At 30.1% G+C, this 249-nt stretch carries 1 pseudogene; it reads left to right on the top strand.

The features are described from left to right. Positions 1 to 249: pseudogene (locus tag E6A48_RS11415) on the top strand (MBOAT family O-acyltransferase); the annotation flags it as partial.

The following is a 249-nucleotide window of genomic DNA, read 5'->3' as shown; positions in this document are numbered from 1 at the left end:
GATATCATTTTATACATTTCAGGCATTAAGCTATACTATAGATGTTTATAGGGGAGAGATAAAATCAGAGAAAAACATTATTAAGTATGCATTGTTTGTATCATTCTTTCCGCAGTTAGTAGCAGGTCCAATAGAGCGTTCAAAACATTTACTCGGTCAAATACAGAATATGGACAAAATAAAAAGGTTTGATTATCAGAGAATAACAGAGGGCTTAATTTTAATGCTTTTTGGTTATTTTCAAAAGAT

It is taken from the genome of Brachyspira pilosicoli (genome assembly GCF_019402445.1).
Lineage (GTDB): Bacteria > Spirochaetota > Brachyspiria > Brachyspirales > Brachyspiraceae > Brachyspira > Brachyspira pilosicoli_B.
Note: the sequence above shows the minus strand (reverse complement) of the source record. Positions and strands in the feature narration are given on the sequence as shown.